The organism is Roseovarius confluentis, from assembly GCF_002917925.1.
Taxonomy (GTDB): Bacteria; Pseudomonadota; Alphaproteobacteria; order Rhodobacterales; family Rhodobacteraceae; genus Roseovarius; species Roseovarius confluentis.
Map to the genome: position 1 here is coordinate 178625 of NZ_PPFE01000001.1, position 24957 is coordinate 203581.

The 24957-nt window shown below is 63.5% G+C and carries 25 protein-coding genes and 1 tRNA gene; 18 read left to right on the plus strand and 8 right to left on the minus strand.

Annotation, left to right across the window (positions count from 1 at the left end):
• Positions 1–121 precede the first annotated feature (121 nt).
• Positions 122–2851 carry a DNA gyrase subunit A gene (gene gyrA, locus C2I35_RS00885; protein WP_103761838.1) on the minus strand — a complete coding sequence of 910 codons (2730 nt, stop codon included), beginning with the start codon at positions 2849–2851 and terminating at the stop codon, positions 122–124.
• A gap of 244 nt (positions 2852–3095) precedes the next feature.
• Between gyrA and C2I35_RS00890 the strand changes: the two genes are divergently transcribed.
• Entirely contained in the window at positions 3096–3365 is a 270-nt protein-coding gene (locus tag C2I35_RS00890; protein ID WP_103761153.1) for an usg protein, read from the plus strand.
• A 166-nt stretch (positions 3366–3531) separates the two neighbouring features.
• Positions 3532–3978, plus strand: coding sequence for a BrnA antitoxin family protein (locus tag C2I35_RS00895; RefSeq protein ID WP_211286092.1), 447 nt, complete (start codon positions 3532–3534; stop codon positions 3976–3978).
• 21 nt (positions 3979–3999) lie between these two features.
• On the opposite strand, the gene C2I35_RS00900 is transcribed toward C2I35_RS00895, so the two are convergent.
• From C2I35_RS00900 to hemB, 3 genes are all read right to left on the minus strand, one after another.
• Positions 4000–4455, minus strand: a complete 456-nt coding sequence (locus C2I35_RS00900; RefSeq protein ID WP_103761154.1) for a hypothetical protein — start codon at positions 4453–4455, stop codon at positions 4000–4002.
• Positions 4456–4546: 91 nt separating this feature from the next.
• Positions 4547–5107 carry a lipid-binding SYLF domain-containing protein gene (locus C2I35_RS00905; RefSeq protein WP_103761155.1) on the minus strand — a complete coding sequence of 187 codons (561 nt, stop codon included), beginning with the start codon at positions 5105–5107 and terminating at the stop codon, positions 4547–4549.
• Between the two features lie 138 nt (positions 5108–5245).
• A complete protein-coding gene (hemB, locus tag C2I35_RS00910) occupies positions 5246–6244 on the minus strand; it encodes a porphobilinogen synthase (RefSeq protein ID WP_103761840.1) in 999 nt (332 codons plus the stop codon).
• Between the two features lie 140 nt (positions 6245–6384).
• On the opposite strand from hemB, the gene C2I35_RS00915 reads away from it, so the two are divergent.
• Positions 6385–6909 (plus strand): component of SufBCD complex, encoded by a 525-nt coding sequence (locus C2I35_RS00915; RefSeq protein ID WP_103761156.1) that lies wholly within the window; start codon positions 6385–6387, stop codon positions 6907–6909.
• A gap of 10 nt (positions 6910–6919) precedes the next feature.
• Entirely contained in the window at positions 6920–10366 is a 3447-nt protein-coding gene (mfd, locus tag C2I35_RS00920) for a transcription-repair coupling factor (RefSeq protein ID WP_103761157.1), read from the plus strand.
• Positions 10367–10588: 222 nt separating this feature from the next.
• Here mfd and C2I35_RS00925 read toward each other — a convergent pair whose 3' ends face one another.
• From C2I35_RS00925 to C2I35_RS00940, 4 genes are all read right to left on the minus strand, one after another.
• On the minus strand, positions 10589–11764 hold the full coding sequence (locus C2I35_RS00925; RefSeq protein WP_103761158.1) for a DUF2254 domain-containing protein: 1176 nt from the start codon (positions 11762–11764) through the stop codon (positions 10589–10591).
• A 215-nt stretch (positions 11765–11979) separates the two neighbouring features.
• Positions 11980–12954, minus strand: a complete 975-nt coding sequence (locus tag C2I35_RS00930) for a quinone oxidoreductase family protein (protein WP_103761841.1) — start codon at positions 12952–12954, stop codon at positions 11980–11982.
• A gap of 110 nt (positions 12955–13064) precedes the next feature.
• Positions 13065–13328, minus strand: a complete 264-nt coding sequence (locus C2I35_RS00935) for a hypothetical protein (RefSeq protein ID WP_103761159.1) — start codon at positions 13326–13328, stop codon at positions 13065–13067.
• Positions 13329–13332: 4 nt separating this feature from the next.
• Positions 13333–13986 carry an alpha/beta hydrolase gene (locus C2I35_RS00940; RefSeq protein WP_103761160.1) on the minus strand — a complete coding sequence of 218 codons (654 nt, stop codon included), beginning with the start codon at positions 13984–13986 and terminating at the stop codon, positions 13333–13335.
• Between the two features lie 181 nt (positions 13987–14167).
• Here C2I35_RS00940 and iscR point away from each other — a divergent pair, with 181 nt between their 5' ends.
• The 14 genes from iscR to C2I35_RS01010 all read left to right on the plus strand — a co-directional run bounded on the left by iscR (position 14168) and on the right by C2I35_RS01010 (position 24672).
• Positions 14168–14629: a Fe-S cluster assembly transcriptional regulator IscR gene (gene iscR / locus C2I35_RS00945; protein ID WP_103761161.1), complete on the plus strand. Its 462-nt coding sequence runs from the start codon at positions 14168–14170 to the stop codon at positions 14627–14629.
• Positions 14630–14756: 127 nt separating this feature from the next.
• The gene (locus tag C2I35_RS00950) at positions 14757–15776 is read left to right on the plus strand and encodes a cysteine desulfurase family protein (RefSeq protein ID WP_103761162.1); all 1020 of its coding nucleotides are present in this window, start codon (positions 14757–14759) and stop codon (positions 15774–15776) included.
• A gap of 23 nt (positions 15777–15799) precedes the next feature.
• The gene (gene sufB, locus C2I35_RS00955; RefSeq protein WP_103761163.1) at positions 15800–17320 is read left to right on the plus strand and encodes a Fe-S cluster assembly protein SufB; all 1521 of its coding nucleotides are present in this window, start codon (positions 15800–15802) and stop codon (positions 17318–17320) included.
• Positions 17317–17631: a hypothetical protein gene (locus C2I35_RS00960; RefSeq protein WP_103761164.1), complete on the plus strand. Its 315-nt coding sequence runs from the start codon at positions 17317–17319 to the stop codon at positions 17629–17631. The genes sufB and C2I35_RS00960 overlap by 4 nt, the downstream gene beginning before the upstream one ends.
• Positions 17632–17635: 4 nt before the next feature.
• Complete coding sequence (locus tag C2I35_RS00965) at positions 17636–17950, plus strand: heavy metal-binding domain-containing protein (protein ID WP_103761165.1); 315 nt, start codon at positions 17636–17638, stop codon at positions 17948–17950.
• Between the two features lies 1 nt (position 17951).
• Positions 17952–18554, plus strand: a complete 603-nt coding sequence (locus C2I35_RS00970; protein WP_103761166.1) for a hypothetical protein — start codon at positions 17952–17954, stop codon at positions 18552–18554.
• A gap of 30 nt (positions 18555–18584) precedes the next feature.
• On the plus strand, positions 18585–19340 hold the full coding sequence (sufC, locus tag C2I35_RS00975; protein ID WP_103761167.1) for a Fe-S cluster assembly ATPase SufC: 756 nt from the start codon (positions 18585–18587) through the stop codon (positions 19338–19340).
• Positions 19340–20626: a Fe-S cluster assembly protein SufD gene (gene sufD, locus C2I35_RS00980; RefSeq protein WP_103761168.1), complete on the plus strand. Its 1287-nt coding sequence runs from the start codon at positions 19340–19342 to the stop codon at positions 20624–20626. The genes sufC and sufD overlap by 1 nt, the downstream gene beginning before the upstream one ends.
• Positions 20626–21111 (plus strand): YIP1 family protein, encoded by a 486-nt coding sequence (locus C2I35_RS00985; protein WP_103761169.1) that lies wholly within the window; start codon positions 20626–20628, stop codon positions 21109–21111. The genes sufD and C2I35_RS00985 overlap by 1 nt, the downstream gene beginning before the upstream one ends.
• Positions 21108–21719 carry a Yip1 family protein gene (locus C2I35_RS00990; protein WP_170067085.1) on the plus strand — a complete coding sequence of 204 codons (612 nt, stop codon included), beginning with the start codon at positions 21108–21110 and terminating at the stop codon, positions 21717–21719. Before C2I35_RS00985 ends, C2I35_RS00990 begins: the two co-directional genes overlap by 4 nt.
• Position 21720: 1 nt before the next feature.
• A complete protein-coding gene (locus C2I35_RS00995; RefSeq protein ID WP_103761171.1) occupies positions 21721–22941 on the plus strand; it encodes a cysteine desulfurase in 1221 nt (406 codons plus the stop codon).
• Positions 22942–23009: 68 nt separating this feature from the next.
• Positions 23010–23309: a hypothetical protein gene (locus C2I35_RS01000; protein ID WP_103761172.1), complete on the plus strand. Its 300-nt coding sequence runs from the start codon at positions 23010–23012 to the stop codon at positions 23307–23309.
• A 280-nt stretch (positions 23310–23589) separates the two neighbouring features.
• Positions 23590–23666 (plus strand) — tRNA-Arg (locus tag C2I35_RS01005).
• Positions 23667–24000: 334 nt separating this feature from the next.
• On the plus strand, positions 24001–24672 hold the full coding sequence (locus C2I35_RS01010; protein WP_103761173.1) for a hypothetical protein: 672 nt from the start codon (positions 24001–24003) through the stop codon (positions 24670–24672).
• Positions 24673–24957 lie beyond the last annotated feature (285 nt).

Genomic DNA, 24957 nt, shown 5'->3' on the forward strand with positions numbered 1-24957 from the left:
CCGGATCCACCGATTGCCGCCCCGGGGCAGCAGAAATCCGGGGCTTCCTTAATCTTGTTTGCCGACGAGCTGAGGCGAAAGTCGTTCAAAACGGCGCGCTTTGCGCGGCGCGTTCAGAAAATCAGGTTGCCTCCTGGTCCTCCGCCTTGTCCGTCGTCGCCTCGCCATCCAGCAGTTCCTCTTCTCCGGTCTCGGCGATCCAAGCGACGCTGACGACTTTCTCGCCTTTGCCCGTGTTGAACACCTTAACACCGCCCGCGCTGCGCGACCGGAACGAAATGCCTTCGACCGGCACCCGGATCGACTGCCCGCGCGAAGTGGCCAGCATGATCTGGTCCTCGAGATCCACCGGGAAGGACGCGACCAACGCGCCGCCGCGCATCGCCTTGTCCATCGCCTGCACGCCCATGCCGCCACGTCCGCGCACCGGGTAGTCGTGGCTCGAACTCAGCTTGCCAGCGCCCTGCTCGGTGATCGTCAGGATTAGGTTCTCCGCCGCTTTCATCTCCTCGAACCGTTCAGGGGGCAGGGGAGCGTCGGCATTGCCTTCGTCCTCGCCCGTGCCCTCGTCATCCGCGCCGGCCATCTGGCGGCGCATCTTCAGATAGGCGGCCCGCTCGTCCGGGCTGGCCTCGAAATGGCGAATGATCGACATCGAGACGAGGGTGTCTCCATTCTGAAGCCTGATCCCCCGCACACCGGTGGAGTCGCGCCCCTTGAAGACCCGCACATCGGTTGTCCGGAAACGGATCGCCCGGCCCGAGTCGGTGACCAGCATCACGTCATCATCCTCGGAACAGATGCGCACGTTGACCAGACGCGTGTTTTCGTCGGGCAGCTTCATCGCGATCTTGCCGTTCGACTTGACGTTGGTGAAGTCGCTCAGCGCGTTGCGCCGTACGTCCCCGGCCGAGGTGGCAAAGAATATCTGAAGGTTTTCCCATTCTTCTTCCGGCACATCCACCGGCATGATCGCCGCGATGCTGACGCCGCTGGGAATGGGAAGGATGTTGACGATCGCCTTTCCCTTCGACGTGCGTCCGCCCAGCGGCAGGCGCCACGTCTTCAGCTTGTAGACCATCCCGTCGGTGGTGAAGAACAAAAGCTGCGTGTGCGTGTTGGCCACGAAGAGCGTGGTCACCACGTCCTCTTCCTTGGTCTGCATCCCCGACAGCCCCTTGCCGCCGCGTTTCTGCGCGCGGAAATCGGCCAGCGCGGTGCGCTTTATATAGCCGCCTGACGTGACCGTCACGACCATGTCCTCGCGCTCGATCAGATCCTCGTCTTCCATGTCGCCCGACCAGTCGACGATCTCGGTGCGGCGGGGGACGGCGAACTGCTCTCTCACCTCGGTCAGTTCGTCCGAGATGATCTGCATGATTCTCTCGCGGCTGGCGAGGATGGCGAGGTATTCCTTGATCTTGCCGGCCAGGTCCTGCAGCTCGTCCGTGACTTCCTTGACGCCCAGTTGCGTCAGCCTTTGCAGGCGCAACTCCAGAATGGCGCGGGCCTGCGTTTCGGAAAGGTTATAGGTGCCGTCCTCGTTGGCCTTGTGGGTGGGGTCGTCGATCAGCGCGATATATTCGAGGATATCGCCAGCCGGCCAGCGCCGGGTCATCAGCTTTTCACGCGCCTCGGCGGCGTCGGCGGAGGCACGGATGGTCGCCACGACCTCGTCGACATTGCTGACCGCGACGGCCAGGCCGCATAGCACGTGACTGCGTTCTCGGGCCTTGCGCAGGTCATAGGCGGTCCGCCGCGCCACAACGTCCTCGCGGAAGGAAATGAAGGCGCTCAGGAAGCCGTAAAGCGTCAGTTGCTCGGGACGTCCGCCATTCAGCGCCAGCATGTTGCAGCCGAAATGGGTCTGCATCGGGGTAAAGCGGAACAGCTGGTTCAGCACCACCTCGGCGGTGGCGTCGCGCTTGAGTTCGACCACCACGCGCACGCCGTGACGGTCGGATTCGTCCTGCACATGGGTGATGCCCTCGATGCGTTTTTCGCGCACGGTTTCGGCGATCTTCTCGATCATCGCCGACTTGTTCACCTGATAGGGAATCTCTTCTATAATAATGGCATAGCGGTCTTTCCTGACCTCCTCGATCCGGGTCTTTGCCCGCACGATGACGCTGCCGCGTCCCTCGATGTAAGCCTTCCGCGCGCCCGAGCGGCCCAGCATGATGCCGCCCGTCGGAAAGTCCGGGCCGGGGATATACTCGATCAGTTGCTCGGAGCTCAGGTCGGGGTTGTCGATCAGGGCCAGCGTGGCGTCGATGACCTCGCCCAGGTTGTGGGGCGGGATGTTGGTGGCCATGCCCACCGCGATGCCGCCGGCCCCATTGACGAGCATGTTGGGGAACCGCGCCGGCAGGACCGTGGGCTCGCGGTCCTTGCCGTCGTAGTTGTCCTGGAAGTCGACGGTTTCCTTCTCGATATCCGCCAGCAACGCGCTGGCGGGCTTGTCCATGCGGACCTCGGTGTAGCGCATGGCGGCGGGGTTGTCGCCGTCCATCGAGCCGAAGTTGCCTTGACCGTCAAGTAGCGGTAAAGACATGGAAAAATCCTGCGCCATGCGCACCAGAGCGTCGTAAATAGCGCTGTCGCCGTGGGGGTGGTATTTACCCATGACGTCGCCCACCGGGCGCGCGGATTTGCGGTAGGCCTTGTCGTGGGTGTTGCCGGTTTCGTGCATGGCGTAAAGGATGCGCCGGTGCACGGGTTTCAGACCGTCGCGCAGGTCGGGAATGGCGCGGCTGACGATCACCGACATGGCATAGTCCAGGTAGGACGTCTTCATCTCGTCGATGATCGACACCGTCGGGCCGTCATACGCGGGGCGCTCTGGCGGCATTTCGTCTTCGTTTTCAGGGGTTTCCGGCGTGTCGTTCACGTGCTGTCCCGTCCTGTGGCAACTGTTCTATATCTTGTTGCGGAAACTATACCAGAGGCAGGATATGGGGTGCAATGGCCCGTGTCCCGCGCCATTGGCAGCCAGCCGGGCAGGGTGATAACATACTGTTTTTATTGAAAACTAATAATTTCGTGGCACACTGAAAGACATAACAATCAAGAGTGGTGCCAACATGGGAACGGAAATGGAGCTTTCGGAAACCGAACTGATGCTGAAAGGCTATGGCCTGACGACAGCGGAATTCTATTACCACATGCCGGATTATGCGCATGTTATCAATACCTTCGTCTGGCAGGACTATGACCTCGCGCCGGATCATCCCAAGCTTTTCAAGTTCATCGAGTTCTGGCAGGACGAGATCGAGGGGCCGCTGCATTCGGTGCAGTTCATCCATCGCAAGATGATCAGCCCCGGGGAATGGCGGCAGGTCACCGGCGAGTTCTACATGAACTGAGCGCGGTCGGTTAACCGATCGGCGCAACGGGCCGAAATCACGGGGGTGACAGGCGTGCACCCCGCGTACACCGCCCGTGCACCGGGCGGTGCAGCCAAGCGGCGTTAACTTCTCGGCGGCAGCATGACGGGCATTACCCGCGTCATCCCGCTGAAAGGAGCCCCTGATGCGCCGTACACCGCCCCCGCAGAAGACCCGCGCCGCGTTGATGGACGAATTGCGGCAGTTGCAGGAATCGCTGACCGAACACTGGCTGGACCGATCCCTGCCCGAGGAGTGGGAGGGGCTGGAAAGCCGCGAGCCGATCGCCCGCCCGAAAACGCGGGTCACCATCCGGCTGGACAGCGACATGTTGAAATGGTTCCGCCGCCTTGGCCCCGGCTATGGCGCGCGCATCAACCGGGTGCTGCGGTTGTACTGGCTGGCCCTGATCGAGGGGCGGGTCTATGCGCATTGGGACGAGAACGGCGCGGGGCCGCAATTTGCCGAGTACCTGGACCGGCAGATGGAGATCCTGCACGACCAGCGCGCCCGCCGCCTGAACGAGACCGCGACAGACGACGACAACCCGTTCGAGGGAATCAAGATCGACTTCGGCGACGACAAGGAGTGAAGCGGGCCAGCTGCGCCCGGATCAATAGGGCGGACAGCTGGACGGTGGCGGGGGCAAGTCGGGCAGGGCACAGCCGCAATGGGATTTCAGCAGGGTGAACCGCTTGCTGCGCAGCCCCATCCGCTGAAGCTGGCGATGCACGTGGCCCAGCCGCGGGCGTGCGCCGGTCGAGAGTTCACGATCCATCACCATGCGGCCATCGAAGTGGACCTGGCTTGCCGTGTCATCGGCATCTTCCGGCAGGTGTCCCAGGGCCACCGCCTGCCGCTTGCTGCAATCGACCAGCACGTAGGTGGGCCGGTATCCCGCGGCGTCGGGATCAAGCTGCGAAAAAAGCACGGTGCTGCCGTTGGCGTGTTCGAGCATCGCTCGCTGACCGTTCGAGACCTCGCAGACCGGCGGAGGCAGGGCGCAGGCGGCGGCCTGCGCGGCAGAGCAGAGGGTGACAAGGGCGGCAAGGGCTGCGGTGCGGGACATGGGGTGACCTCACTGAAAAAGGGCGCGTGAGATGTTCACGCGCCCCTGTATGTCGTCTGATCCCTGTCCGGGGTTCAAACCCCGGGGCAGATCAGGGGATGATGCGCGTATACTTGGTGCCTTCGAGCGACGCGCCTACCAGTGCCCCCGCCTGGCCGAAGATCACCGCGAGCACCGGCGTGCTGGCCGTGGTGGTGTCGGCCCGCAGGTTTTCGCCCTTGTCCGAGAAGACGTATTCGATATCCGCGCCCGCGACCCAGCCGGAAGCGCGGCGGAAGCCGGCCAGCGCGTCTTCGGTCATGAAGAACAACACGTGGGCGAATTGCTGCGCCCCGATCTGAAGCCCGACGCTGCCCTTGGCGGCAGAATAATAATCGACCGTCGCACCGCCCACGCGCAGGGCGCCGCGGCCATAGCCGCCGCCGACGATGAAACCGCCCTCGGTGATCAGGGGCATGACAAGCTGGCCCACGGACTTGGCCGCTATGTCGCGAGTCTGGGGGTAGCGTTGGTAAAGGTAATTGAGCGTCGAGTCGACGCGGGCGTCAATCTTCTGCGAGCCGACGCTGCCGACCCCGTTGCCGCAAGCGGCCAGAAGGGGGGATGCGGCCAATGCACCGAGCGTGAAGCTTCGCCGGGAAAGGTTTTTCATGATACTGCCTGTTCGTTGCCTGATCCGTGGCCGGTCTTTTGTAAAATGCCGGCCTGTCCCTACACTATAGAGGGGAAGACAGGCGGTGTCACCACAGTTTGTGGTGTCCGGGCAGATAAGCAAGAACCCGCGTGGGTATCAGCCGTTCAGCATCCGCGCGACGGCGGGGGCGAAATAGGTCAGGATGCCGTCGCAACCGGCCCGTTTGAAGGCCATCAGGCTTTCGACCATGGCGCGGTCGTGGTCGATCCAGCCGTTCTGCGCGGCGGCCTGGATCATCGCGTATTCGCCCGACACCTGGTAGGCATAGGTGGGCGCGCCGAATTCGTCCTTCACCCGGCGGCAGATGTCCAGGTAGGGCATCCCGGGCTTGATCATCACCATGTCGGCGCCCTCGGAAAGATCGCGGGCGACACAGCGCAGCGCCTCGTCGGAATTGGCCGGATCCATCTGGTAGGTCTTCTTGTCGCCTTTCAGCGCGCCGGAGGCGCCGACCGCGTCGCGGAACGGGCCGTAGAAGGCGGAGGCGTACTTGGCGGCATAGCTGAGCAGGAGCGTGTTCTTGTGGCCTTCGGATTCCAGCGCGGCGCGCAGGGCGCCGATGCGGCCGTCCATCATGTCCGAGGGGCCGATGATGTCGACCCCCGCCGCGGCCTGGCTGAGGGCCTGTTTCACCAGCGCCTCGATGGTCTCGTCGTTGAGGATCTCGCCCTCCTCGACAAAGCCGTCATGGCCGGTGTCGGAATAGGGGTCGAGCGCCACGTCGGTCATGATGGCGATGTCGGGCACCGCGTCCTTGATGGCGCGGGTGGCGCGGTTCGATAGGTTGTCGAGGTTCCACGCCTCGGCGCAATCCGACGTGCGGTTCTCGGCCGAGGTATAGGGAAAGAGGCAGATTGCGGGGATGCCGAGGGATTGCGCCTCGCGGGCGGCCTCGACCACGCGGTCGACGCTGCGGCGCAGGACGCCGGGCATGGAGGGCACGGGGTCTTCCTGGCCTTCACCGTCGCACACGAAGACCGGCCAGATGAGGTCTGCCGGGGTCAGCGTGTTCTGGGCCACCAGCGACCGGATTGCCGGCGTGGCGCGGGTGCGGCGCAGGCGCGTGACGGGGAAGGGCCCTTGGGTGGGACGCATTGTAGCCATCCTTTTTCTTAGTCGCCTTCTGAGTGGCATGGAAATTCCGCCATCTCAAGGGTAGGAATTGGCGCAGAGCGGCGCTAAGAGGTGCCCGGATAGAACGCGGCACAGCGCAAAGACGCAACGAGGCACCGGCATTGGACCTGATCGAGACCATTTTCGAGCTGATCGACATGCGCAGCTTCAGCAACCTTTGGTTCTGGATCGTGCTGGCGGTGCTGTGGTCGTCGACCAGCCACTGGGTGCTGGGCGTGCCGTGGGACATGGTGCAGCGCGCCAGGAGCGGCGATGAGCAGGGGGTCATCGACCTGCACGACATGGTGCGCATCAACAGCAACCGCCTGCTTTACATCGCGCGCGAAACCGGGATGCTGCTGGCCGGGTTCGCCTGTTTCGTGCTGACCACGCTGGGGCTTCTAGGGTTCGTCTATCGCAACGAGTTCAGCCAGGCGGTGTTCCTGCTGGCCTTTCCGATGACGCTGGTGGCGCTTTTGTCGATCTATACCTCCCACCGCATCAACCGTGACGGGCTGGTGGGCGAGGCGCTTTACAAGCGAATGCATTACCACCGCGTCACGACGCAGTTCCTCGGCATCCTGTCGATCCTTGCGACCGCGATGTGGGGCATGCTGGTCAACATGTCGACCGGCGCGCTTGGCTGAGGGGCTGCAAATGGCCGAAAACAAACGTATCGCCGTTGGCGGCGCGCCCGAAGGCTTCGACGCAAGGCTGATCCTGGACGAGGCCGCCCGCGCGGAGGGCCCCGTGATCCATGTCGCCCGCGACGACAAGCGGATGGCGGCGATGGAGGAGGCGCTGCGCTTTTTCGCGCCGGACATGCCGGTGATCCGCTTTCCCGGCTGGGATTGTCTGCCCTATGACCGGGTCTCGCCTAACGCCGACATTTCCGCCACGCGGATGGCAACGCTGGCCGGGCTGGTGCATGGCGGACCGTCGCGGTTCATCCTGCTGACCACGCTGAATGCGGCGACACAGCGGGTGCCCGCGCGGGACGTGCTGCGCGAGGCGGCGTTTTCGGCGCAGGTCGATTACCAGATCGACGAGGAGGCGCTGAAATCCTTCCTCGTGCGCATGGGCTTTACCCAGGCGCCCACGGTGATGGAGCCGGGCGATTATGCCGTGCGCGGCGGGATCATCGACATCTACCCGCCGGGCGAGAGCGGCCCGGTGCGGCTGGACCTGTTCGGTGACGTGCTGGACGGCGTGCGGCGGTTCGACCCGGCCACGCAGCGCACCACGGAAAAGCTGGACCGGATCGAGCTGGCCCCGGTCAGCGAGGTCATTCTGGACGAGGCCGCGATCACCCGGTTCCGGCAGAATTACCGCATCGAGTTCGGCGCGGCGGGCAGCGACGACCCGCTTTACGAGGCCGTCAGCGCGGGGCGCAAGCAGGCGGGGATGGAGCATTGGCTGCCGCTGTTTCACGAACGGCTGGAGACGCTGTTCGACTATATCCCCGGCGCGCCGGTCAGCCTGGATGACCAGGTCGAGGCGGCGCGGGAGGCGCGGTGGGTGTCCATCGCCGACCAGTACGATGCGCGCAAGCACGCCATGACCCAGAAGGGCCGCGAGGACAGCGTTTACAAGCCCATCGCGCCCGATCTTCTGTATCTCGATAACGATGCCTGGGGGGCCGCCTTGGGGGACCGTCGCGTGCTGGCCCTGTCGCCATTGCCGCAAGCGCCGGGGCCGGGCGTGATCGACGCGGGCGGGCGGATCGGCCGCAATTTCGCGCCCGAGCGTCAGCAGGAAAAGATTAACCTTTTCAGCGTCCTGAAAGACCATATTGATGCACGCATGGCCGAGGGGCCGGTGCTGGTCGCGTCCTATTCGGACGGGGCGCGCGAGCGGCTGGAAGGGCTGTTGGAAGACGAGGGCCTCTTGGGTGCGGTGACGGTGAAGAATGCCGGGGCCATTGGCAAGCGCGGCTTGCACCTGGCGGTCTGGGGGCTGGAGCATGGGTTTACCGCGCCCGGTCTGACGGTGATCGCCGAGCAGGATATCCTGGGCGACCGTTTGATCCGGTCCCCGAAGAAGCGGCGGCGGGCCGAGAATTTCCTGACCGAGGCCCAAAGCCTGTCGCCCGGCGACCTGGTGGTGCATGTCGACCACGGGATCGGGCGTTACACGGGGCTGGAAGTGGTCACGGCGGCGGGCGCGGCACATGAATGCCTGCTGCTGGAATATGCAGAACAATCAAAGCTTTACCTGCCGGTCGAGAATATCGAACTGCTGAGTCGATACGGCCACGAGGAGGGTCTGCTGGACCGTCTGGGCGGCGGCGCGTGGCAGGCCAAGAAGGCCAAGCTGAAGGAACGCATCCGCGAGATGGCCGACCGCCTGATCCGGATCGCTGCAGAACGCGCGCTACGCAAGGCGCCGGTGCTGGAGCCCGAGCACCACGCGTGGGAGGCGTTCTCGGCCCGGTTCCCGTACCAGGAGACGGACGACCAGTTGCGCGCCATCGAGGACGTGGTGGCCGACCTCGACAGCGGCACGCCGATGGACCGGCTGATCTGCGGTGACGTCGGTTTCGGCAAGACCGAGGTGGCGATGCGCGCGGCCTTTATCGCCGCCATGTCGGGGATGCAGGTGGCGGTGATCGCGCCGACGACCCTGCTGGCACGGCAGCATTACCAGAGCTTTGCCGAGCGGTTCCGGGGCTTTCCGGTGACGGTGGCGCCTTTGTCGCGCTTCGTGTCGTCAAGCCAGGCCACCAAGACCCGCGCGGGCCTGGCGGACGGCACGGTGGATATCGTGGTGGGCACGCATGCCCTGCTTGCCAAGAACATCCGGTTCAAGAACCTTGGCCTGCTGGTGATCGACGAGGAACAGCGGTTCGGCGTGACCCACAAGGAGCGGCTGAAATCGCTGCGCTCCGAGGTGCATGTGCTGACCCTGACCGCGACGCCGATTCCACGGACGCTGCAACTGAGCCTCAGCGGCGTGCGGGACCTGAGTATCATCGGCACGCCGCCCATCGACCGGCTGTCGATCCGCACCTATGTCAGCGAGTTCGACACGGTGACGATCCGCGAGGCGCTGCTGCGCGAGCATTACCGGGGCGGGCAGAGTTTCTACGTGGTGCCGCGCATCAGCGACATTGCCGAGATCGAGGACTTCCTGCGCACCCATGTGCCCGAGGTCAGTTTCGTGGTGGCGCATGGCCAGATGGCGGCCAAGGAGCTGGATGAACGCATGAACGCGTTCTACGACGGCAAGTACGATGTGCTGCTGGCCACGACGATCGTGGAATCAGGGCTGGATATCCCGACGGCGAACACGATGGTGGTGCACCGCGCCGACATGTTCGGCCTGTCGCAGCTTTACCAGATCCGGGGCCGTGTGGGGCGGGCCAAGACGCGGGCCTATGCGTATTTGACGACCAAGCCACGGATGCGCCTTACGCCGTCCGCCGAGAAGCGATTGCGGGTGCTGGGCAGTCTGGATCAGCTGGGCGCGGGGTTCACGCTGGCGTCTCAGGACCTCGATATTCGCGGGGCGGGCAACCTGCTGGGCGAGGAACAGTCCGGGCAGATGCGCGACGTGGGGTACGAGCTTTACCAGTCGATGCTGGAAGAGGCGATCGCCAAGATCAAGTCGGGGCAGCTGGAGGGGCTCAGCGAGGCGGACGAGCAATGGGCGCCGCAGATCAACCTGGGCGTGCCGGTTCTGATCCCCGAGGACTACGTCCCCGACCTGGATGTCAGATTGGGATTGTACCGCCGTCTCAGTGGCTTGGCGACCAAAGTTGAACTGGAAGGCTTCGCCGCCGAGCTGATCGACCGGTTCGGCAAGCTGCCGCGCGAAGTGAACACGCTGATGCTGGTCGTGCGGATCAAGGCGATGTGCAAACGCGCCGGGATCGCCAAGCTGGACGGCGGGCCGCGGGGGGCGACGATCCAGTTCCACAACGACAAGTTTTCCAACCCTCAGGGGCTGGTGGAATTCATCAAGGATCAGAAGGGGCTGGCCAAGGTCAAGGACAACAAGATCGTGGTCAAACGCAGCTGGAAATCCGACGCCGACAAGATCAAGGGCGCGTTCGCCATCGCGCGGGACTTGGCGGAGAAGGTGAAGGAAGGCAAGAAGGGGTGAGAGCTTCGGCCGCGTGATTGCCAGACCGCGGGGTGGCGATCCGACGTCATTTCAGGGCACTTTATCGCCGCAAATTCCGCGAGACTTCCAATCGAAGCGCTGACTTCACCCAATCGCCAGCCCGGGGGGCGGCCCCCCTTTCGGCGGTTGCTTGCAACCGCCTTTCGGTCAGCGGGCGATCGCGCGGCGGCGCGCAGGGCGCGCCTTGATTCCGCGCGGCGCTTAGGCCGACCGTTTCAACTCCGCAACCAGCTTGTCGTAGTGCGCCTTGGTCAGCTCGTCGGTGTCGGTATAGGGTTTCGAGGCCAGGAAACTGCGCTCGAACAGGGTGTCGTAGGTCAGGCGCGGGCCAAGCGCATGTTTGCCGGCGCCGTCCTCGCCAAGGCCCTCGCCATGATGCCGCGCGACCGACAGGGCGTTCTGCATCCAGTTGAGGCAGTTGATCGCAGTGAAAGGATCGTTGACGCCGGGGGAGAGTGCGCGGGCCAGCACCTCGACCAGTTCGTCGACGAGAAAGAGCACGTTCTGATGCTCGGTCTTGCTGGTGCCAAGCGCGTAGCAGTCGCGCAGCTCCGCGATATCCTCGTCCGACAGCGCGTCGCGTGACCAGACGGACATCACGGGCGTGAAGGAACTGACGAAGTCGCCAGGCTGCTGTTCGATCCGCAGGGTCCAGTCGTCGCGGTCGGTCAGCTGCTCGACCTTTCCGTAGTTCAGCGTGCGGATGTAGCCGGCGGAGTTCATGGTGATCCGGTGGTCGGGGTCACGGTCGGGATAGGCCAACTCGCGGCGCTTGTCGCGGGCGTCCTCGGCGTCGATGATGGCCTTGATCTCGGTTTCCAGCCGCTGGCCCAGGCCGGCGGTGATGTTGCCGACGTTGATCGTTTCGGGGACGTGGTGCACGAAATAGATCATGGTGAAGACCGCGATGATGCAGCCCAACATCGCCAGCAACATGGAATATTGCGGCACGAAGGCTTCGATTTCGGCGGTTTCGGACGGGTCCTGCACGGCGCGCAGGATCAGAAGGGCATAGACGAAGGTGGAAATCAGGATGCCGAGGCTGATCTGATTGCCCCGGTTGCGCATGAAATTCCCGATCAGGCGCGGGCCGTAATTGCCGGCGGCAAAGGACACCGCGACCATTGTCATGGAAAACATAACGCCGGTGACGCCGATCACCGACGTGGCAATGGTCGACAGCGTGCTGCGCGCGCCGTCGACCTGAGTGTCGATCAGGGTTTCGGGAAGCTGGTAAGGCAGGATCTCGGCGTTGTGGTCGAGCCATTCCGACCCGTAGGCCAGAAGGATCGCGAACAACACCATGTTGGCCGGAATGAACCAGTAGCTGGCGCGTACGTCCTGCGCCAGTTTGAGCAAGAGCGCCCGTTTGTTCATTCAGTTCTTCCCTGGAGGTCGGACCCCGGGACCTGCTTCAGCCGATACCGATAAACGAAAGAATGGCAACGACGATGACAACAAGGCCGACGATATAGATGATATTGTTCATGGGTCTTCTACTCCGGTTTGCCGGGCGGGCACAATTGGCGTGCCCGCTCGTGGCGTGCAGGAAGGTAACTGCACCCGGAGCGGGAAAGTTCCCGAAGACGTGATCAAAGCGTGAGGATGGTCGAGCCGGTGGTTTCCCGCGCCTCGAGCGCGCGATGCGCCTCGGCGATATCCTCGAGCTTCCATGTCTGGCCGATATTCACCTTCACGTCGCCCGACTGCACCTTTGAAAAGAGGTGCTTTGCCATGTCCTGGCAGCGTTCGTGATCGGCCAGGAAGGTGAAGAGCGTGGTGCGCGTCAGCTTGAGCGAGCCTTTCTGTGCGAGGGTCAGCAGGCTGACCGGCTCGACCGGGCCCGAGGCGTTGCCGAAGGACATCATCATGCCCAAGGGCTTCAGGCAGTCGAGCGAACGGTCGAACGTGTCCTTGCCGACGCCGTCCATCACCACGTCGACGCCCTTGTCATCGGTCAGTTTCTTGACTTCGGCCACGAAATCCTCGGTGCGGTAGTTGATGCAGGCCGACGCGCCGTTATCGACCGCCAGCTTGCATTTCTCGTCTGTCCCGGCGGTGCCGATCAGGGTGATCCCCTCGGAGCGGGCCCATTGGCAGGCCAGCAGGCCCACACCGCCGGCGGCGGCGTGAAACAGCACCGTGTCGCCCTTTTTCAGCGGCGAGACCCGGTGAAAGAGGTATTCCACGGTCATGCCCTGCAGCATGATCGAGGCGGCGTCCTCGAACGGGATGTCGTCGGGCAGGGGGCAGACCTGTGCGGCGGGCATGACGCGGGCCTCTGAATAGGCACCGGGGGGCGTGGCGGCATAGGCGGCGTGCTGGCCCACTTGCAGATGCGTGACACCTTCGCCCACGGCCTCGATGATGCCCGCGGCCTCCATCCCGAGGGCATGGGGCAGCTCCAGCGGGTAAAGCCCGGTGCGCTGGTACACGTCGATGAAGTTCAGCCCGCAAGCCACATGGGCGATGCGCACCTCGCCGGGGCCGGGATCGCCCACCTCGCGGTCAACGAGCTTGAGATTGTCCGGACCGCCGAACTCTTCGATGATGATGGTGCGTGCCATTGTGGTCTCTCCTTGCTTGTCATGCGCGGCCGTCATGGAATGCGCCGCACACGTCTTGTCGGGCACCTAGCCCGCTTGACGGGGATCGCCCATGCGAATTGCAATCGCGGTCAGGTTTCGGGCGCGTCATTGGCCGCGTCGCCACCGTCCGCCTGCTTTTCCTGGAATTTCTTGACCCGGTTCAGCAGGTGCGCGCGCGCCGCCATGTTGGCGCGGCGCACCCGCATCGAGGTCAGGAACGCCTCTTCGGCGGATTGGGACGTGGCGCCGAGGATGCCGACGATCTCGGAAATGACGCCATCGTCGCCGGAGGCATCCACGTACTTGATGACCTTGAGCGCCAGTTCGTCTGCCAGATCCTCGGTCACGCCCATGGGCTTATCTCGTGGTCTCGGTCAGGCGGCGTTTGACGTAATCGCTGACGGTGTCGATCATCGTCTCCATGTGCGGCTCTTCGAAGAAGTGCCCCGAGCCCTCGACCTGTTCGTGGGTGATGGTGATGCCCTGCTGTTCATGCAGTTTGCCCACCAGCGACTGGGTGTCGGCCGGCGGCGCCACGCGGTCGGCGCTGCCGTTGATGATCAGGCCGGAGGACGGGCAGGGGGCGAGGAACGAGAAGTCGTACATGTTGGCCGGTGGCGACACGGACACGAAGCCGGTGATCTCGGGGCGGCGCATCAAGAGCTGCATCCCGATCCACGCGCCGAAGGAAAAGCCCGCGACCCAGCAATGTTTCGAGTTGGCGTTCATCGACTGAAGGTAGTCGAGCGCCGAGGCGGCATCGGAAAGCTCGCCCACGCCCTGGTCATATTCGCCCTGGCTGCGTCCCACGCCGCGAAAGTTGAAGCGCAGGACGGTGAAGCCCAGCTTGTGGAACGCGTAATGCAGGTTGTAGACCACCTTGTTGTTCATCGTGCCCCCGAATTGCGGGTGCGGGTGCAGGATGATGGCAATCGGCGCGTCGCGCTCGCGTTGCGGGTGGTAGCGGCCTTCCAGGCGGCCCTCGGGGCCGGGAAAGATGACCTCGGGCATGCGTGTCCCCTTGCATTTCGGCGCCGCTCAATTCTTGACGGAATTGATCAAGCACCTTAGAACAATTCTAAACAACCGTATGGATTCTGCGGCTTCAAGCGAGATAGGGGGTTGATTGACCAAGGTCAATCACTTCCCCGCCTGTCAAGCCCCTGAAGCGCCGGTATTTTGGGGGGAAACGATGAAACTGAGCACCAAGGGGCGTTACGCGATGGTGGCGCTGGTCGATATCGCGCTGCAGGAAAAGGACGGGCTGGTGACGCTGAGCGACATCTCGGGGCGGCAGAGCATTTCCTTGCCCTACCTGGAACAGCTGTTCGTCAAGCTACGCCGCGCCGAGCTGGTGACGTCCGTGCGGGGCCCGGGCGGCGGCTACAAGCTGGCGCGGCCCGCCTCCGAGATCCGGGCGGTGGATATCCTGGCCGCGGTGGACGAGACGATCGACGCGATGCACAAGGGCGCGGGCGCGTCGGGAGCGACTAGCGGCTCGCGGGCGCAGAGCATGACCAACCGGCTGTGGGAGGGGTTGAGTGCGCAGGTCTACGTGTTCCTGCACCAGACCCGGCTGAGCGACGTGGTGGGCAACTCGCTGGCGCCGTGTCCCGCGGTGCCGTCTCTGTTTGCCGTCGTGGACGAGGAATGAGGGCGCCTTCGGCGACAGGTTTTGCGCCGCGTTCCGCGTCGCGGTGGGCGGGGGCCCTGGCCCCAACGTCGAAACGGTGTTTCGACGACCCCCGGGATATTCATGGCCAACAGAAGAGGGGAACGGTTTGAGCCGGGTGTACCTCGATTACAATGCGACGGCGCCTTTGCGGGCCGAGGCGCGGGAGGCGATGATCGCGGCGATGGATATCGTCGGCAATCCGTCGTCGGTGCATGGCGAGGGGCGGACGGCCAAGGCGCTGGTGGAGCGGGCGCGGGGCCAGGTGGCCGCTGCCGTGGGATGCAAGCCGCAGGAGGTGGTGTTCACCTCGGGCGCGACCGAGGCGGCGCGGGTGCTGGCGGGCTTCGATACCGTGGAGGTTCAGGCGACCGCCCATGACGCGCTGTGGGCGTATCACGCGCCGGGCGATGGAGCACCAATCGTGCGCGCGATGGGGCTGGCCAATTCCGAGACCGGAATCGTGACGCAGCCCGAGACCGGCGGAGATCTGCTGCTTCTGGATATCACGCAAGCCGTGGGCCGCCTGCCATTTTCCTTTGCCTGGTCCGGGGCGGACATGGCGGTTATGTCAGCGCACAAGCTGGGCGGGCCCAAGGGCGTCGGTGCGCTGATCGTGCGGCAGGGGCTGGATATCCCAACGCTGAGCCTTGGCGGCGGGCAGGAGATGGGCCGCCGGTCGGGGACCGAGAACATCATCGGCATCGCCGGGTTCGGCGCTGCGGCGGAAGCGGCGCAGCGCGATCTGGAGGCGGGCGCATGGGACCGGGTGAAAAAACTTAGAAGGATTCTAGAAAACGCTATTGAGGAATCCGCCCCAGCGACTATTTTTGTCGGGAAATCCGATGACCGGCTGCCGAACACGTCCTGCTTCATCACACCCGGCTGGAAGGGTGAGACGCAGGTGATGGCGATGGACCTTGCGGGGTTCGCGATATCGGCCGGTTCGGCCTGTTCCAGCGGCAAGGTCAAGGCCAGCCGCGTGCTGGCGGCGATGGGGTTCGACGAGCGAGAGGCGGCCAGCGCCGTCCGGGTCTCGCTGGGCCCCGACACGAGCGAAGACGACGTTGTGGCCTTTGCGCAAGCCTGGGCCAGACAACATGAAAAATTCCGCGCCCGTGCGGCGTGAGAGATAACCGAGGAGGTGGCCCAATGGCGGCACTGGACGAAACCCAAGTCAAGGAAGGCGTCGACAAGGAAACCGTCGATGCGGTGCGCGACATCAGCACGTATAAATACGGCTGGGAAACCGACATCGAGATGGAATACGCGCCCAAGGGCCTGACGCCGGAGATCGTCAAGCTGATCTCGGAAAAGAACGGCGAGCCCGAGTGGATGACCGAGTGGCGTCTGCAGGCCTACGAACGCTGGCTGCAGAAGGAAGAGCCCGACTGGGCCATGGTCGACTACCCGCAGATCGACTTTCAGAACCAGTATTACTATGCCCGGCCCAAGAGCATGGAGCAAAAGCCCAAGTCGCTGGACGAGGTCGATCCCAAGCTGCTGGAAACATATGAAAAGCTAGGCATCCCGCTGAAGGAACAGATGATCCTGGCCGGGGTCGAAGGGGCCGAGGAGGCGCCTGCGGAGGGCCGCAAGGTGGCCGTGGACGCGGTCTTTGACTCCGTGTCCGTCGGCACGACCTTTCAGAAGGAATTGGAAAAGGCCGGCGTGATCTTCTGCTCGATCTCCGAGGCCATCCGCGAGCATCCCGAACTGGTGAAGAAGTACCTCGGTTCGGTCGTGCCCGTCAGCGACAACTTCTATGCGACGCTCAATTCGGCAGTCTTCTCGGACGGGTCGTTCGTCTACGTCCCGCCGGGTGTGCGCTGCCCGATGGAGCTGAGTACGTATTTCCGCATCAATGCCGAGAATACCGGCCAGTTCGAGCGTACGCTGATCATCGCCGACAAGGGCTCTTACGTCAGCTACCTCGAAGGTTGCACCGCGCCGCAGCGGGACACCAGCCAGCTGCACGCCGCCGTCGTCGAGATCATTGTCGAGGAAGACGCCGAGGTGAAGTATTCCACGGTGCAGAACTGGTTCCCCGGCGACGAGGAAGGCAAGGGCGGCATCTACAACTTCGTCACCAAGCGCGCCGATTGCCGGGGCGACCGGGCGAAGGTGATGTGGACGCAGGTGGAAACCGGCTCTGCCGTGACGTGGAAGTACCCGTCCTGCATCCTGCGCGGCGACGACAGCCAGGGCGAGTTCTATTCCATCGCCATCACCAACAACTGGCAGCAGGCCGATACCGGCACGAAGATGATCCATCTGGGCAAGAACACCAAGAGCCGGATCGTGTCGAAAGGCATCAGCGCGGGGCATGCGCAGAACACCTATCGCGGGCTTGTCTCGATGCATCCCAAGGCCAAGGACAGCCGCAACTACACGCAATGCGACAGCTTGCTGATTGGCTCGGAATGCGGGGCGCACACGGTGCCGTATATCGAGGTCAAGAACAACTCGTCCCGGGTGGAGCACGAGGCGACCACGTCGAAGGTGGATGACGATCAGCTGTTCTATTGCCGCCAGCGCGGCATGGACGAGGAAGAGGCCGTGGCGCTGGTGGTGAACGGGTTCTGCAAGGATGTGTTGCAGGCGCTGCCGATGGAGTTCGCCATGGAAGCGCAGCAACTGGTGGCGATTTCGCTGGAAGGCAGCGTGGGATGACCGAAGGGTGCCGGACACCCGAGGCGACCCGGAGCCGGCTGCCGAGGCTTGGCCATTCGGGGCGCCTGCGGTCCGGCACCCGGACATTTACCATGCTGCTGCTTGGCCATTTCCTGGTGTTCGTCCTTGCGATGAGCCATGACGAAATCGCCCTGCAGGCCGTCGAGACTGGCTGGATCCGACCGGGTCGGGGAGAACTCGCCGAACTGGGAATAGGGCTGGTTCTGTTCGTGATCTGGGGGTGGCTGAGCGTGCACCTCGTCGGAATCCTTAATGGAGCGCGGGCGGCTTCGCACGACGAAACGGAGTGATAAAATGATCATCACGACGACGAATAACATCGAAGGGCGCAAGATCATCGACTACCGCGGCATCGTGGTGGGCGAGGCGATCATGGGGGCGAATGTCTTCCGCGATTTCTTTGCCCAGGTGACGGATATCGTCGGTGGTCGCTCGGGCGCTTACGAGACCAAGCTGCAGGATGCCCGCGACACCGCCATGCGCGAGCTGAAAGAGCGCGCCAAGGCCGCGGGTGCAAATGCCGTGGTGGGCGTCGATCTGGACTACGAGGTGGTCGCGGATTCCATGCTTATGGTGTCGGCCAGCGGGACGGCGGTGGTGCTGGACTGACATGAGCCCGACCGCCACCATATCGCGGCCCGAGCTGACCCTGCCGGAGGCCGAAGCGGAGGTGCTGCGCGCGGCCTATGCAGGCGCGGACGTGATCCTGGAATACGGGTCGGGCGGGTCGACCGTGATGGCGGGCGAGATGCCGGCCAAGCGGGTCTTCTCGGTGGAAAGCGACAAGGACTGGGCGCTGATGATGCGCGCCTGGTTCGAGGAAAATGCGCCCGCGAAAGGCACCGAGGTGGACGTGATCTGGTCCGACATCGGGCCGACGAAGGAGTGGGGCTATCCGACCGATGCGGGGCACTACATGCGCTATCCGCGCTACCCGCTGGAGGTCTGGGACCTGCCCGAATTCCGCCAGCCCGACGTGGTGCTGGTGGATGGGCGGTTCCGCACGGGCTGCGTCATGGCCACGGCGCTGCGCACCGAGCGACCGGTGCAGGTGTTCGTCGACGACTACAAACGGCGCAAGCAGTACCATGTGGTCGAAGAATTCATTGGCGCCCCAAGGATGACGGGGCGCTTGGCGGGGTTCGAGGTGGAACCGCTGACCCTGCCGCAAAACGAGCTGTTGAACGTGATCGAGATGATGCTGCGCCCGTGAGGCGCCAGCGACAGGAAAAAGGAGAGAAAGATGTTGGAGATCAAAGGCCTGAAGGTCGATCTTGAAGACGAGGACAAGACCATCCTGAAAGGCGTGGACCTGACCGTCGAGGCGGGCAAGGTGCACGCGATCATGGGGCCCAACGGCTCGGGCAAGTCGACGCTGAGCTATGTTCTGTCGGGCCGGGACGGCTATGAGGTGACCTGCGGGACGGCCACGCTGGAAGGCGAGGACATCCTGGGCATGGAGCCCGAAGAGCGCGCCGCGGCGGGGCTTTTCCTGGCGTTCCAATATCCGGTCGAGATTCCCGGCGTGGGCAACATGACCTTCATGCGCACCGCGCTGAACGCGCAGCGCAAGGCGCGCGGGCAGGACGAGATCAGCGCCGCCGATTTCCTGAAGCTGGTGCGCGAAAAGGCCGCCACGCTGGAGATGAGCAACGACATGCTGAAGCGCCCGGTGAACGTGGGCTTTTCGGGCGGTGAGAAGAAGCGCAACGAGATCCTGCAAATGGCTGTATTGGAGCCGAAAATGTGCATTCTGGACGAGACCGACTCGGGCCTCGACGTGGACGCGATGAAGCTGGTGTCGCAGGGCGTGAACGCGCTGCGGGACGCGGGCCGTGGCTTCCTGGTGATCACGCACTACCAGCGCCTGCTGGATCACATCAAACCCGACGTGGTGCACATCATGTCCGATGGCCGCATCGTGAAGACCGGCGGGCCGGAACTGGCCCTCGAGGTCGAGAAGAACGGGTATGCCGACATCAAGGCGGAGGTGGCGTAATGGCGTTACCCCAAGCGAAACAGGACGCCACCGAGGCGCGCCTTGCCGCGCTGAGCCTGCCCGACGCCTCGGGCTGGACGAAAGCGCCGCGCGAGGATGCGCTGGCGCGGCTGCGGGCCGCGGGCCTGCCGCATCGGCGTGACGAGTACTGGAAATTCACCCGCCCCGACACGCTGGTCGACGCGGAGGTGCCCAAGGCCGCCGTGTTCGAGAGCGACGAGACGCAGGTGTTCGACGATGTCGATCGCCTGAGCATCGTGTTCCGGGACGGCGTGTTCGACGCCGAGGCCAGCGACGACCTGAGCCTTGAAGGCGTGAAGATCGACCGCCTGGCCGAGGCCGGGAAGGCTGATATTCACTGGGCCAAGGATCTGTACGGCACGCTGGAAACCAATGGCCAGACGCCCGTGGCGCGGCCCTTGGCGACGCTGAACACGGCCGCCGCGACAGACGGGGTGCTGATCCATGTGACCGGCAAGGCCAGCAAGCCGATCAACCTGATTTATCACCACGAATCCGAGACGTCTGACGCGATCCTGCACCATGTCATCAAGCTGGATGCCGGTGCCGAGCTGACCGTGCTGGAAAACGGCCCCGCCGCCGCGCGGTTCAACAAGGTGATGGAGGTCGACGTGGCCGACACCGCCGCGTTCAACCACGTGCGCACACAAGGCCGCGACCACGAGCGCCGCGCCGTCACGCATATTTTTGCGCGGCTGGGACGGGAAAGCGCGTTCAAGTCCTTTACCATGACCGCCAATGGCGTGCTGACGCGCAACGAATGCGTGATCGAGCTGACCGGCGACGACGCCATCGCGCATGTCGCGGGCGCCTGCGTGGGAGACGGTGATTTTCACCATGACGACACGGTCTTCATCACCCATGACGCCGAGAATTGCGAAAGCCGGCAGGTGTTCAAGAAGGTGCTGCGCAACGGCGCCACGGGCGTCTTCCAGGGCAAGATCCTGGTGAAGGAAGGCGCGCAGAAGACCGACGGCTACCAGATCAGCCAGTCGCTGCTGCTGGATGGCGACAGCGAGTTCCTGGCCAAGCCGGAGCTGGAGATCTATGCCGACGACGTGGCCTGCTCGCACGGCTCGACCTCGGGCGCGATCGACGAAGAGGCGCTGTTTTACCTGCGCGCGCGCGGCGTGCCCAAGTCCATCGCGACCGACCTTCTGACGCTGGCCTTCCTGGCCGAGGCCGTGGAAGAGATCGAGGACGAGGGCCTGCGCGACGGGATCGTCGAGCGCCTTGAAGGCTGGCTGGTGCGGCGGCGCGGCTGATGCCGGTCACCACCGATATCGTGGCTGCCTATCGCGGCCCGAGAACGGTGTTCCGTCGCCTGCTGGCGATGGGCGCGAATGAAGGGCGTGCGCTGGCCATCGTGATGGCCGGCTGCGCGGTCTTCTTCATTTCCGAGTGGCCGCGCCTGGCGCGCGAGGCGCATCTGACCGGGCAGGAGCTGAACCCGCTGCTGGGCGGGTCGCTGATGGCCTGGATCTTCATCGCGCCGCTGGTGTTCTATGCCATCGGCACGCTCAGCCGGTTTGTCTTGCGGATCTTTGGCGGCACCGCCTCGGGCTATGCCGCGCGGCTGGCGCTGTTCTGGGCGTGGCTGGTGGCCAGCCCGATCAAGCTGTTGCACGGTCTGGTGGCCGGTTTCATCGGACCCGGGCCGGGCTTGACGGCGGTGGGTGCGATATGGCTGCTGGCGTTTCTTTGGGTGTGGGCGTCGGACCTGCGCGAAGCCGGATGGGGGCAGACATGAACACGACCGTGCTGAAACCCCTGTTCGTGACGACCATCCGGAACCCGCGCGGTGCCGCCGAACGGGCGATTGCCCTGAATTGGCCCGCCCAGGCGCTGTGGACCGCGCTGACGTTGATCTCTGTCGTGACCTCTGCCGTGGTCGCGGCGCTGGTCCAGGCCGCGCCGTTGCCCGAAGGTGATCTGGGCAGGCTGCTGGAGGCGTCGCCGGTCTATAGCTCGCCGTTGATCTTTGCCGCCACGCAATGGGCGCGGGCGGTTTTCTCGGTCTTCATGCTGTTCTGGATCGGCCGTGCGTTTGGTGGACGGGGCACGGTGCCCGACATCCTGGCGGTGATCACGCTGTTGCAGGCGGTCAGCTTCGTGATGGTGGCCGGCTTTACCATCGTTGGGCTGTTCATCCCGTTTCTGTCGTCGCTGGGCCTCTTGGTCTTCATCGTCTGGTGGATGTGGGCGGTGTCCAACATGCTGGACGTGGCGCATGGCTTCGACAGCCCGCTCAAGGCGTTCGGCGTGATGGTGATTGCGATCTTCGGCGTGGTGGTGGGGCTGTCCATCATCATGGGCGTTATCGGCGGCCTCTTCGCCGCAACGACAGGAGCAGTTTGAGATGTACGATATCGACGCGATCCGCCGCGACTTTCCGATCTTGTCGCGCGAGGTGAACGGCAAGCCGTTGGTCTACCTGGACAATGGGGCCAGCGCGCAGAAACCGCAGGTCGTGATCGACGCGATCACCACGGCCTATGCCGAGGAATATGCCAACGTCCACCGGGGGCTGCATTACCTGAGCAACCTGGCGACCGAGAAATACGAGGGCGTGCGCGGGATCATCGCACGGTTCCTGGGCGTGGCGGATGAAGACCAGATCGTGCTGAATTCCGGCACCACCGAGGGAATCAACATGGTCGCCTATGGCTGGGCCATGCCGCGGATGGAGGCGGGCGACGAGATCGTCCTGTCGGTGATGGAGCACCACGCCAACATCGTGCCCTGGCATTTCCTGCGCGAACGGCAGGGCGTGGCGCTGAAATGGGTCGATACGGACAGCACCGGCGCGCTGGACCCGCAAAAGGTGATCGACGCCATCGGGCCGAAAACGAAACTGGTGGCGCTCACGCACCTGTCGAACGTTCTGGGCACCAAGGTGGATATCAAGGCGATCACCGATGCCGCCCATGAAAAGGGCGTGCCGGTGCTTGTCGATGGCAGCCAGGCGGCGGTGCATATGCCGGTCAACCTCGACGAGCTGGGCGTGGATTTCTACGCCATCACCGGGCACAAGCTTTATGGCCCCTCCGGATCGGGCGCGATTTTCGTCAAGAAAGAGCGCCTTGCCGAGATGCGCCCCTTCATGGGCGGCGGCGACATGATCCGCGAGGTTTCCAAGGACGAAGTGACCTATGCCGACCCGCCGATGAAGTTCGAGGCCGGCACGCCCGGCATCGTGCAGACCATCGGGCTGGGTGTGGCGCTGGAGTACATGATGGGGTTGGGGATGGAGAACATCGCCGCCCACGAGGACCGGCTGCGCGACTATGCCGTGGGCCGCTTGGGCGGTCTGAACTGGTTGCAGGTGCAGGGGCAGACGCCGGACAAGGCGGCGATCTTTTCCTTCACGCTGGACGGCGCGGCGCATGCCCATGACATCTCGACCATCCTGGACAAGAAGGGCGTCGCGGTGCGCGCCGGCCACCACTGTGCCGGGCCGCTGATGGATCATATCGGACTGACGGCGACCTGCCGGGCGTCCTTTGGGCTCTATAATACAGAGGCCGAGGTCGATGCGTTGGTCGATGCGCTGGAACTGGCGCACGAGTTGTTCGCCTGACGATCCGGTTCATTTGAACCAATGACCTTGGTGGGCCGACCCATGGCCGGAACACCAAGGAGATCATCATGTTCAATTTTCGCACCACCATTCTCGTCGCCCTTGCGGGCGCAACCCTGTCGGCCTGCACCGAGGCGCCCACGGCTCAGAGTCGGGCCGCGATCACGCCGGACCCGATCCTGACCAAGTATGACAGCGATGGGGGTGGTGGCGGCTGTCCCGGCGGCAGCCAGCAAGGCACCGCCGGCGGCTCTGATGAGTGCCTGCCGGACACCTATCCGCAAACCCCGCCCAGAACCCCGGGCCAGCCCCAAACGGGCGGCGGAGGCAACCCCGGTGGAGGGAATCAGGGCGGCGCGCGTCCCTGAACCGTCCGGCCCGGGCGCATCCGCCCGGGCCTAGACACCAGCGGCAGCCTGCGCCATATCGCGGAGTTTTTCACCGTTGCGGCACTGGACCGAGGCGGTTGTTGTTCGCGCAGGCCCCTGTAGCCCAGCTGGACGGAGCGCTGCCCTCCGAAGGCAAGCGCCTATCGGCAACTCCTTGTTCTTCATGGATAAAAAAACACATGAAAACCGACTTGTCCTGAAATGGTCCTGAAACTCTCCTGTTGCGCCCGGTTTTTGGACACGGTAGTAAACGCTCGTCGGTCTCATAGCTCAGCTGGATAGAGCGCTACCCTCCGAAGGTAGAGGTCCCAGGTTCGAATCCTGGTGAGATCGCCAAGTTACCAACGCTTGAAAATTAATTATGTCGCGCCAGCAAATCTTTGATTTAGAGCGCAGGGTTGAGCTTTGCCGCGTGAGCGATGAAGTGGTCCGTTCCAGACTGGTTGGAGCGGAACGCGATTAGTGAGAATCGTTGACTTTGCGGCGAGGTGTGGTGATCGTTAATTGTTCACAAAGATGAAAAGCGTTGTTTCCAGCGCTAAAATAACAATCTCAGTTGACATGTCGCGCGTAAGATAGGGATGTTTGGTAATATCTTGTTGATTGAAGCGACATGAAGCGAGAATCATAAGTAATCTTAACCATTGATGTTAGCAAAATTGGGTGAAAAATGATGTTCAACTATGATCCGGGAACGCAAGCGGGTGAGATCGCCTCGAAGGGCTACGCTCATTTGAAAGGCGTCTTGACTGACGACTTTCGGAATTATCTTCAAACCTTTCTGGACGCTGCGATGACAGAAGCGTCGAATGAAAGCGATGACTGGAAGATCAAAGGCAAGAAAAGACAGTTTGTATTCGAGTTTCCTTCGGACGAAGCGGCGGAGGAATTTCGCAAGGGGATGGCCAAGCTTACGGGCATCGCAGAGAAAGACTTTACGATATCCGAGCGGCATCTGAAGGTCTATGACGATGCGGCAAATCCCTATCCGGCGCCGCACAAGGATCGTTCGGCCTCTCACTTTTCGATCGGTCTGCCGGTCCGGATGTCGGAGGGATCGACTGTTTGTGTCTTCCCGAGCCTTAAGGCTGGGCCAAACACCGAACCGAAAGCGGTGTTTCTCGAAGAAGGCGACCCCGAGAAGATCCGAGCGCTTTATGACGGCCCGGAGGCCCGGATGCTGAACGAAAGCCTGGGCGATGTTGTCGCTTTTCTTGGTTCCAGCCTTTACCATGAAAGAGTTAAGGCTGCCGGCACGGCGGTGCTGTACATCAAGGTTAACGACGATGGCTCTGATCCCTTGGGGGAAAACATATATGCGAGTTTGGCAGTGGCCGAATAAGGTACCTGCATCCGCCTAGGTCGACTGGAAGGTTTTGCTTAACCCGCGTGTTCTGCGGGTTAAGCAGGGTCTCGGGCAATTACTGGCCGGCTCGGATATGGTTGGTCGTGGCTTGTGCAGTCACGGCATCACGTCGGTCTTTAACAGGACCGGTCGAGAGCAACAGAGCGGCGACCACATTCGGCGTCCTCGTTGCATGAGAATACAGCACCTCTTTCGCGCGTCCTGAGCATGGTTTTGACACGCATGTGGCTGACTCGGATGATCGCTTTGTGTCGCGCGGGC